Source organism: Dehalobacter sp., from assembly GCF_030063005.1.
In the GTDB taxonomy this organism is placed as follows: domain Bacteria; phylum Bacillota; class Desulfitobacteriia; order Desulfitobacteriales; family Syntrophobotulaceae; genus Dehalobacter; species Dehalobacter restrictus.
The window spans coordinates 1-10,565 of record NZ_JAPDHR010000017.1; the positions used below are offsets into that span (position 1 = coordinate 1).

Here is a 10,565-nt window from a genome sequence, read left to right on the forward strand (position 1 = left end):
ATGCTCAAGCTAACAACATATCTGATGATGATTTTAGGATAATGGTTAACAATGCTCTTTGCGATCTTCTTGGAGTGGATGAGCCTGATTTAATGTAGCTCACGTCTGAATCTGTTTGACGCTTACTAATATTGGAATGGTTCAGCACGTTTCTATAATGACTTACGTACTCTTCATGTATGATAAAAGAAACTTTTCCTGTGAGGCACTTCAGGTGTCTCTTCTTTTTTGGGGGTATTGCTGATTTCGTTCCTTTCCTATTCCAGTAGTGCCGCAAATTGCCCGGCGCTCGTCTGGTCGAGCCAGGCCAAGGACCAGCAGCCTATCCCTCCGAGGTTAAATTCGTTTAGCAGGCTGAGTTTGCCGGACCAGCTCCGGCTGTCATCGTAGTACACAGTCCAGCGATGACCGTGTTCATCCGTATAGCAATACGTCGGTGTCCCAATAGGATTGGAGGGCGAGGTCTCTCTATTCGTTATTGCGCGGTATCTTTCAGCAGTCTGGGTTGCTGCCGTAAGGCCCAACGCCTTGGATACCCAGCGTGTCCCGTCCTGCCGCCAGGCTCTGCCGTAGAACGGTATGCCCATCAGCGCCTTCGAGGGAGGAATCCGTGTAACGGCATACGCCATGACCCGGCGCACCCAGTCCGGCGGCGCGATCGGACCCGGGGCAGAAGTGGCGTAATGCAGGTCATAGGACATAATCTGTACGTAGTTGGCATATCCGGATAGCTCGGCGTAGTTATACTGAACGCACCAGGGCTCTGCTATTTCGGAAGTCCGGGACATCACAGAGACGAGCGTGAGCTTTCCTTTGGCGGATAACTGCGCATAGAGGTCTTTCATTAAAGCGGTAAGTCCCGGACCTGTATCGGTCGGGAGCGCTTCAAGATCGACCAGAATCCCGTCCGCTCCGGTATCCCGGATGAGCTTCAGGCAGCTTTCCTTGAAAATACTGTGTTTCAGCGGGTCACGCAGCATATCCCCGGCAGACTTGCCGCTGCCCAGGACCATCGGAACCACTTTGGCTCCACTGCGCTGTCCGAGAGCGACCAGGTACTTCGGTATTTCAGGATCGGTAAAGACGTTGCCAAAGCTGCCATCCGCCTGCAGCGGTCCTGCAAAATTCGGCGATAAGATTGAGAGGGTGGCCGTTGAACTCGCTGGAACACAGGGCAGCTGTTTTTCGTAGGCAGCCTTGCTGCCGTATCCGTCCCAAAAATACAGGGATGTTTTCACGTTAACGCCTCTTTTCAGTTAATTGCTCTCAGTCTTTGTTGTATTGTTATTACAAAATATGCATATACAATGATTATAGTATTCCTGAGACGTTGATCGTGATTATAACTTCAACGAATTTAGAAGAGCTGCAAGCGATATTTGCCTTCAGCTCTTTGCCAGTTCTCGTTTTACTGAGGGATCGTTTGTTGAGCAAATGTAACTACTGAATACGTTCTTTCAACAGCGGATATAATTCCGGCGCACTGACGTCATTGACCGACCCCATGGACCAGCCGGCAATGCCACCGAGGTCGAATTCATTCACCAAGTCCAGTTTCACGCCCCAGCTTAGCCTGTCATCAAAATAACAAGAATGTTTTCTATTGTTTTCATCGACATACGTAAAGGTCGGGACGCCTATCGGATCAGTCAGCGTGTTTGCTCGGGTTATCGTTGCTCCGGCTTCTGCAGCAGTTTTCTTCGCTATAGTCCAGCCAAAAGTTTGAGATATTACCCAGCCGTCACCGGTGTTATTAACCCGCCAGTCCCGTCCGTAATAGGGGATACCCATTAGAATTTTTTCTGAAGGGACCTTTGTAACAGCGTAAGACATCACCTTACGAACCCAATCGACCGGCGCGATCGGCCCCGGATTCGATGTAGAATAATCATAGCTCATGATTTGCAGATAATCCGCATACTGTGCCATATCATGATAATTGAATTCAGCGTACCATGTTTGCGCATCAGATGTTTTGGACATTACTGAAGCAATTACCATCTTGCCCTGCGGATGCAAAGTGGAATAAAGCTGGGCCAGTAGGTCAGTAACTTCTTCTTCCAGATCATCATCTAGTATTTCAAAATCAACGTCGATGCCGTCTGCATTTGTTTCCTGAATCATCTTCACAGCGCTTGTCACAAATTTATTCCGTTTGGCAGGATCGCTCAGCATATTGTTCCCTAACTCCCCGTCAACCATAACCAGCGGGAGGACTTGGACGTTCTTACTGTGTCCCAGGGATACGAGATACGTGGGAGTTTCGGCAGTGCTAAAGCGATAAGCAAAGCTGCCGTCATCCTGTAAACCCCCGGCGAAATTCGGAACAAGGATATCGATATAGTCAGCAAAGCTATCGGGCACGTAGGTAAGCAACCGTTCATATTCAGACTTCACCCCGTAGCCCGTCCAGAACTGCAAGGATATTTTGGAACTGGTGCTTCCGATCCGGACAATATTTTGTATTGCTGTACTGATCACATCAAAACCGCCCAAGAAAAAGAAATTATTCACACTGGCTCTGTTTGTTCCAAGATAAGCTGTAGTCGGCGTATTCAGCAGGGCATTTTCATCCTTCGGAACCAGTAGAATCGGGTTATTGTTTCTAGCGGCGAGCACAGAGCCTGCCAGTGCATCCGGGAAGGAGCTGCCTGTCGCGATGATCATCTTATCCATATTGAAAGGAAGGCCTTTCAGAATGGCCACATTGGTCTTGTAGCGGTCCAGATCACTCAGCCTGCTGACAGTATACCCGGCTGTTTTGAGCTGATTTGCAGCCGAAGCGCTAATTGCGCTTTCACCGCCGATCAAGGTGATCTCCGTGACACCGAGTTTCTGCAGCGCATTCAGGGTTGCCGTGGGGACTTTCTGCGTATCGGTCAGCAGAAGCGGAATTCCATTGGCTGCGGCGTAGGAAGAAATGCTCAACGCATCGGCAAAGACTTTGCCGGAAGCTAGGAAAGCCCGTGTGCTGCTTTCCACAGAAGTGGTTGAAATATTAGCAGCTGTTTCATAACGATCATTCCCTTGAATCCGGTAGGTCGTTAAGCCATTTGCTTTCAACGCATTTTCGACGCTTGCCGATATCGCGCCTGTTCCGCCAAGGATAAAGACCGAGGAAGCATTCAGACGCTGGATTTCCTGAAGGACTTCCGGGCGCAGCCGGTTGGATTCGGTCAGCAGCAGGGGTCCGCCGCCTACCACAGCACTGTTGGCCAGAACAGCCCCGGCCAGGGCGTCAGGAAATGCATCTCCGCGGGTCAGGACGACGCTGCTGGCATTGGTCCAGTTATTTGAAGATATTTCGACTGCGGTCTCATATCTGGTCTCTCCGGCAAAACGAGTAAAAGAAGTGGTACTGCTGTCTGCAGCATAGGCGGATTTAGGCATTTCTCCCGTCCCCATAAACAGGCTGCACGTAAAGAAAGAAGCCAGGGTCAGAGTTGCTATTCCTTTTCTAACCAGGCTTGTCGCTCGCTTTTTTTGATGACTATTCATTTTTAACTTGAACATAAAGATTCTCCTCCATATATTCTGTCTGGCAAAAAACTGGATATCTCTTTATTTCGCCATCAGACTCGAAAGTCCTGTTCAAAATGCAGGAAAATATAAGATCTTGCCGAATTTGTGAAAAACATACAAAAACACAAAAAATGTGAGGACACAAAAATGCTGCCTATAAGCACCAGGAATCCGCTAAAACAAAAAACGATCCGATTGAGAATAAATTCCCTTCTAAGCGTAAAAAGTTTTTCAGCATTTTTGCTTTGTTTTATTCTGGTATTTCAGGGCATACCAGACGGCCTGGGGGAGGCCACAGCTGCTATAGAGATATCTGATTCTTCGACACTGCCGGCCCAATCTGAGCAAACCCTAAGCGAAAACAGCGAACAACTGTTTATAACGGAAGAATACGATCCGGCATCCGTACGTTTGGTCGTTGAGACAACTCAGAACACCGATCTCGATACACTGGCTGAAGCTGTCGGAGGCGAGATGGTAAGGACCGGACCGCTTGATTATTGCACACTGCAGTTTGAAGGAACCAAAGATACAAATGAAGCAGCGGATATCCTGCAAAAAACACTTCAAGTCCCGGGAGTTCTAAATGCGTCCTGGAGTAAAAAATATCAGACGGAAGGTGCTGTAGATACGAAAGTTTTCACTACAGCTGTCAGTGATCCCGAATACAGTTATCAGTGGGGGCTGCAAAGGGTAAGGGCCGACCAGGTCTGGCAAGAAGGTGTAACCGGCCAAGGGGTCGTGATTGCCGTGATTGACACCGGCGTAGACCTCGATCATCCGGATCTGGCGGATGCAAACGGCAGCAATCTTGTGAAAGGGTATAACGCGATTACGCGAAGTACCGCGACCTCAGCTGTACAGGACGACAACGGACACGGCACTTCTGTGGCCGGACTGATTGCCGCCCGTAATAATAATAAAGGCATTATCGGAGTCGCCTATAATGCGAAAATCATGCCAATTAAGGCCATGGACAGAAACGGCGAAGGAGAGGATGCCGTCATCGCGGACGGTATTATCTGGGCCGTCGATAACGGTGCTAAGATCATTAATATGAGCCTCGGTTCCGATGAAGAAACCAAAATTCTTGACGACGCGCTGCAGTACGCAGCTGATAAAGGGTGCCTGCTGATCGGAGCTTCAGGTAATGTTTCCGGAAGCACTTCCCAGGTCTACAGCCACCAGACGGTTGCGGGAACCAGCGAGGTGTCTTATCCTGCGGCGAATCCGAACGTTTTGGCTGTCTCGGCTTTGGATTCCTCTGATGTGATTACGGATTTTTCCCTGACAGGACCGGAGGTGCTGCTTTCCGCTCCGGGCAAAAGGATCCTTACCGATTACTGGTCAAATACAGAGACGGGCTGTGCCTATATGACGGGGACCTCGATCGCGGCACCGTTTGTTACGGGCGCCGCAGCCCTGCTCTGGAGCAAATATCCAGGATTGACGGCCGATCAAATTAAGCAGGCCCTGATGGAATCGGCCTATGATCTTGGACAGAAAGGCCGGGATGATGATTACGGTTACGGCCGGCTGGATATCTATCGTTCACTGAAGACATTTGGAGCCCTGCAGCGCTATACCTCTCCGGCCGCTCTGGGCTGGGAAGGCGGCATCGTATCTGCGGGCAGTGCCGGAGAGGAACCGGCTGTCGAGCTGGCCGTCCCGACCGGAGCCTTTGCGTTGCAGGTCGACAGCACCGGAACGGAAAAAAAGATCAACATTTCCATATCTGAAGCAAAATCTCCGGGCAGTTTTCCTGAAGGGATCATTTCCGGCAGTGAAGCGTTTGCAATCAGTTGGGGAGAAGTACTGCCTGAAAAAGTCCTTAATCTGACGGTCAAAGCAGAACTGCCTGCCTCATATGCATACGGATCAGAATCAGGCTATCTTGCCTATTTATATCGATGGAGCGGCTCGAGATGGATCAGGGCTGGCGGGGGATTTTCGACAGTAGTTGCAGCGGTCAAAGTCTCCATCTATGAGCCTGGGACTTACCAGGTCGGCTGGAGTCCGGCTCCTGCTAACGACCGGATCGCCGGATCGGACAGGATCACGACCGCGCTGGCCATTGCGAGGGAGGCGTTCCCTACCGGCGCGGATACCGTCGTGATTGCCCGGGCTGATGATTTTCCCGATGCGCTGGCCGGAGCACCGCTTGCTTACAAGTACCATGCACCGATCCTGCTGACGTACCCTAACGAGCTGCCGCAGGAAGTCTATCAGGCGGTGCAGGATTTAAATACGAATAAAATTATCATTCTCGGCGGCACAGGGGCTGTTTCAGCTAACGTCGAAGCCAAGCTCGCCAATATTGCCGCTGTAAAGCGGCTGGCCGGAAACAACCGATATGACACTGCCGCGGCTGTCGCCGACATGCTTGGCACAAAAGGGCAGGCAGTCGTGGTCAGCGGGGCCAACTTTCCGGATGCAATTGCAGCGGCTTCTTTCGCGGCAGTAGAAGGCAAACCAATTTTATTGACGTCTTCCGGAATATTAAACAGCGAAACCCTGCTTGCCCTGAAGAAAAGTTCCATTACCGCTACGGAAGTGATCGGCGGGAGCGGAGCAGTCTCCGGAAATGTACTGTCAGAACTGCCTTCCCCGGTCAGAATCGGCGGTGCGGATCGTTATGCAACGTCTGCAGGCGTTCTCCAAGAACATAAAACTGCAGGACAGGTACTATATATAGCCACAGGAATGAATTTTCCCGATGCACTGACCGGAGGAATTTTGGCAGCGACAGGCTCATCCAATATTTTGCTCGTTTCCCAAAGCGGTCTGTCTGCCAGTCAAAAAGTTTTGCTGTCATCATACAAAGGTAAAACGGTGATAGCGATCGGCGGGGCAAAAGCATTGCCGAGTACTGTCTTGACGGAGATGCGGCAGCTCGGATTACTGTAAAATAAGAAGCAATTGGGCTCCTGCGTCAGTTAAATGGCCAAAAAATCGTCTTTATAGAGGGACTGTGAACAGAATGTCACTAAAAAAACACTGGAAATTTCTGCGCGAATATTGTAGAATAACATAGCGCGATTAATTTGGGTGATTATGTCAATTTCTTAAGGAATACCAATGTTTCCTGTGAAAAAAGTTGTGTTCTTATGCAGGAATATTGAGTTCTTTAAAGAATAATATATGGAGGTATGAGAAGCTCATTACATAAGCTTCTCTTTACCCATAGAACGTCTAAAGGGATAACCGCCCCTGAGGAACGAGGCTCAGAGGGGGGACGCCCCCGGGTTGGGTGGTGCCTTTAGATATTGCGCAATGTCTAAGGATAATCTTTGCGACACTGTTAAGGGGGGTGAAGTTAGAGGTTCCGCATCGAGTAAAGGGAGACCGAATTCAAAAATAAAACATAAATTAAACAATTGAATTAAGCTTTCCCGAAGACAAAAAAACCCTTTTTAAAGAAAGAGAGGAGATTTGACTAAATGAGTAGAACGAAGAAGATAGCCGTATTAGCTATCATTGCTATGGTTCTGACCCTGATGCCTGCTGCGTTGTTTGCTGCTACAGCTGACAGCACCAGACTTTCCGGTGCAGGCCGCGTAGAAACCGCTCTTGATATCGCCAGTGCAGGAACGTGGGGTTCCACAGTAATTCTTGCTCCTGCCGACGATGCCAACCTCGTTGACGCTCTGGCTGCCGCACCTTTGGCAGGCCAGGAGAATGCCCCGATCCTTTTGACCTTCAAAGGTTCCTTAGATGCTGCTGTTAAAGCTAAGATCGCAGCTCTGGGTGCAACTAAGGTTTATGTTGTCGGTGCTATTTCCGATGCTGTTGCTGCTGAAGTAGATGCTATGACTGGCGTAACTGTTGAAGCACTGAAAGGTAATGGCCGTCAGGCTACTGCTGCTGCTATCAATGCTAAGTTGACCAGCCCTGCAGGTACTTTTGTAGTTGGCTATGATGCTGTTCCTGACGCTCTGTCAGTTGCATCCTATGCTGCTAAAAACAAATTCGCTATCGTTCTGGCTAGCCAGGATGGAAGCGCTGCTGGTTCCAGCCTCGTTGGTGCTACCAAGTATATTGTTGGTGGTACTGCCAAAGTTGATGACATTACCGGTGTAACCCGTATTTCCGGTACTGACCGTTTTGCTACCAACTCCGCTGTGGCTTCTACACTTACTTTCACTTATGACAGAGTATATGTTGCTAACGGTGTATCCTGTGTAGACGCACTGGCAGTTGCTCCTTTAGCAGCTAAACACAGTGCATTCGTAGCTCTGGCTAGTAGCAGTGATGTTGCTGCAGCTGCAACTGTGAATGCTAAACTCTTATCAACCAGCAAAGTAATTGCTGTAGGCGGAATCAATGCTGTTTCTGATGCTGTCAAAGGAAAAGTTGCTTTTGGCCTTAACACGATGGCTATTAGCTCATTGACAGTCACAGGTGCAAAGAAATTGACTGTGAACTTCACCCAGGCAGTTGACACAGCAAAAGCTGTTGTTGCTGTTAAAAAAGGTGGAGTAACTGTCAATATTGCTTCCACTACTTTCTCAACAGATAAAACTTCTGCAGTAATTGAACTTTCTGGGAAAATCACCAAAGGTGATTATACAGTATCCGTAACTGGACTTACTGCAGAAGCTATCGCGAAAACTGTTACCGCAGCTGACGAAGCTGTAGCTAAGATTGATATTGCAGCTAATGCAATTTATGTCAATGCTACAACCGCGACTGCATATTATCATGTTTACAATCAGTATAATGAAGAAATTACTAAAACTGCTAGCCTAACCAGTGCTACATCAGCCTCTGGTGGTGTTGTACTCACAGCTTCGACTGGTATTGCCACATTTACGTTTGCTGCAGTCAAAGTTGGTGATAGCGTCACTTTAACCTTAATCGACACTGCTTCTGCTGTATCTGTGGCTAAAACGCTTACAGTATCTGATAAAGCAGGTGCCAATGATTTCACAATTGAATCCCTTTACAACGCAGACGGCAAGACCTTAAATGCTGATTCAACAGTTGGTGACTATAAATTAGTCATTCAAGCAAAAGATCAGTATGGTAATAAGATGGGTGCTGCTGCTCTGGCTGCTGATCTCTTAGTAACCGTGAGTGATACCACTATTGCAAGCCTAGCTGGATACAATCCTACAACAAATGTTGCAACATTTGCTACAACAAAAATAAACAATGTTGACACAGTAACGATTGCTCTCGCGGGCGCTCTGAAGGCTGGTACTACTAAGGTTACCTTAATTTCTAAGACTACAGCGAAGATGGCTACCTTTGATATCGTTGTTAAAGACGGTGTACAAACTGATGCCATCGGCCTGACTGCTCCTGACGTATTAGCAGTAGGCGAAGATGCTGTTATCCAGGTTGCTGCAACTGACAAAAACGGTGATGCAATCAACAAGGTCGCTGAATTTGCAGCTACGACTGTCAATGTAACCGATACTGCCGGTGCATCTGCTGCAGTAGTTGGTGCATTCAAGCTTAACCCGACGACAAACAAAGTTGAGCTGGTAATTCCTACCGCAAACATTGGAGTTGTAAAAGGTAAAGCTACTGTTACAGTGATGAGCGAAACCAATAAAGTGACAATTCTTCAACTGGATGTTAAGGACAAAGCTGTCCCGACTTCCTTTGTTGGTTTCACTGCTAAATCTAAAGTAGTTCCTAACCTTTATATTAACGGAACGATCGCTATTTCTACTGCTGATTTGATCATTGAAGACCAATATGGCAGAACACTTAAAAAATCCCAGATTGATGCCTTCCTCGGCACAGATGCAGATGCGACAGTTGCAAATGCAGGAAAGTATATCATTGCATTTGAATCTGATAATGCAAGCATCGTTGTAACTGACAACTTAACTGCAACTGTGACCGGCGGTGGTTTCACAACTACAGACGCCGCTGTAAACCTTACAGCAGCTGCTACTAAGGGATCGGCTACAATCTCTGCAAAACTGTATGTTGGCGCTGCTGGCACAGGCACTTATGGCGTAGTCGCTGGTTCTGGTTATGACTATGCAATGGGCGTTAAAGACAAAACTCAAGTTGTAAGCTATGAAGTTAAAGATCCGGGCAAAATTTATGATGACGTTGCAGCAGGTTATACAAAGACGTTAACGCTCTATGGTATACTCTCCAATGGCACAAAAGTTGAGATCCCGAATACTCTCTATACCGTATCAAGCAATAATCCTACAGTTACCTTAGCAGCCAACGTAGTTGATGCTAATGCTACTGTCGGAGCTGACAAAAAAGATGTTACCGTTACTTTAAGCTTTATCGTTGATGCTCATCTCTCTACTGTACAGCTAGCAAAAGATATTATTGTTTCTTCAGCTCCGCTTACTGCAGTTGAATTAGAAACAGCCTCTGCTGGTGGCTTGACAGTTAACGGAAATGGCGTTAAAGGCGCTGCAGCTGACGTAACTGTAGCAAAACTGAAGGCTTTGGTTCAGACTGTTGACCAATACGGCGCAAAAGATGCAGGCGGTGTTGGCGCTAACGTTTGCACCATGACAATCACAAATATAACTGGTGGTACCGTTCTAACAGGTGGTACAAATGGAACTGTTACTCCTACCTTTGTTACTCCTCCAGCTGCTGGAGACACCTTCGATGTAACTATGGTTTATGGAGCAAAAACCATAGTATTCAAAGTTGTTGCCCAGTAATTATTTAAGATAGTGCTTAATCTTCGAGAGAGCATATCTTGAAAATGGATGACTGAATGCAGAGCCGGTTACCTCAATGGTAGCCGGCTCTCTGTTGTGTGGTAAGCGCTTAACAACAGAGTGCCTTATGTAAAAAGGTGATCCATGTGATAATAGACTTCAAAGTTTTCAGAGTTTTTCAAGTCAAAGTTTTTCAAGTTTTTCAAGTACTCTGAAATACGATAGTGGAGGGATCACAATGGATGAAATAACCCCAGTTAAAAGTAAGCGTCAAAGACACCATCACATAGAATTGTAGCCTTGAAGATAGTACAATCACAATAAATATGGTTGAAAAAGTTGAAAAAGTTTGCACACTTTTTCAACCAAAGCGGAGTGGTTGTATGAATA

Annotated in this window: 4 protein-coding genes; 2 read left to right on the forward strand and 2 right to left on the reverse strand. The window is 47.6% G+C overall.

The window, feature by feature from the left end; genetic code table 11:
* Nucleotides 1-257: 257 nt before the first annotated feature.
* Nucleotides 258-1,238 carry a glycosyl hydrolase family 18 protein gene (locus OKX56_RS06665; RefSeq protein WP_287895955.1) on the reverse strand — a complete coding sequence of 327 codons (981 nt, stop codon included), beginning with the start codon at nucleotides 1,236-1,238 and terminating at the stop codon, nucleotides 258-260.
* Between the two features lie 202 nt (nucleotides 1,239-1,440).
* Complete coding sequence (locus OKX56_RS06670) at nucleotides 1,441-3,513, reverse strand: cell wall-binding repeat-containing protein (RefSeq protein ID WP_287895956.1); 2,073 nt, start codon at nucleotides 3,511-3,513, stop codon at nucleotides 1,441-1,443.
* Between the two features lie 156 nt (nucleotides 3,514-3,669).
* Between OKX56_RS06670 and OKX56_RS06675 the strand changes: the two genes are divergently transcribed.
* Both OKX56_RS06675 and OKX56_RS06680 read left to right on the forward strand, forming a co-directional pair.
* Entirely contained in the window at nucleotides 3,670-6,429 is a 2,760-nt protein-coding gene (locus OKX56_RS06675) for a S8 family serine peptidase (protein ID WP_287895957.1), read from the forward strand.
* A gap of 533 nt (nucleotides 6,430-6,962) precedes the next feature.
* The gene (locus OKX56_RS06680; protein ID WP_287895959.1) at nucleotides 6,963-10,175 is read left to right on the forward strand and encodes a cell wall-binding repeat-containing protein; all 3,213 of its coding nucleotides are present in this window, start codon (nucleotides 6,963-6,965) and stop codon (nucleotides 10,173-10,175) included.
* Nucleotides 10,176-10,565: the final 390 nt, after the last annotated feature.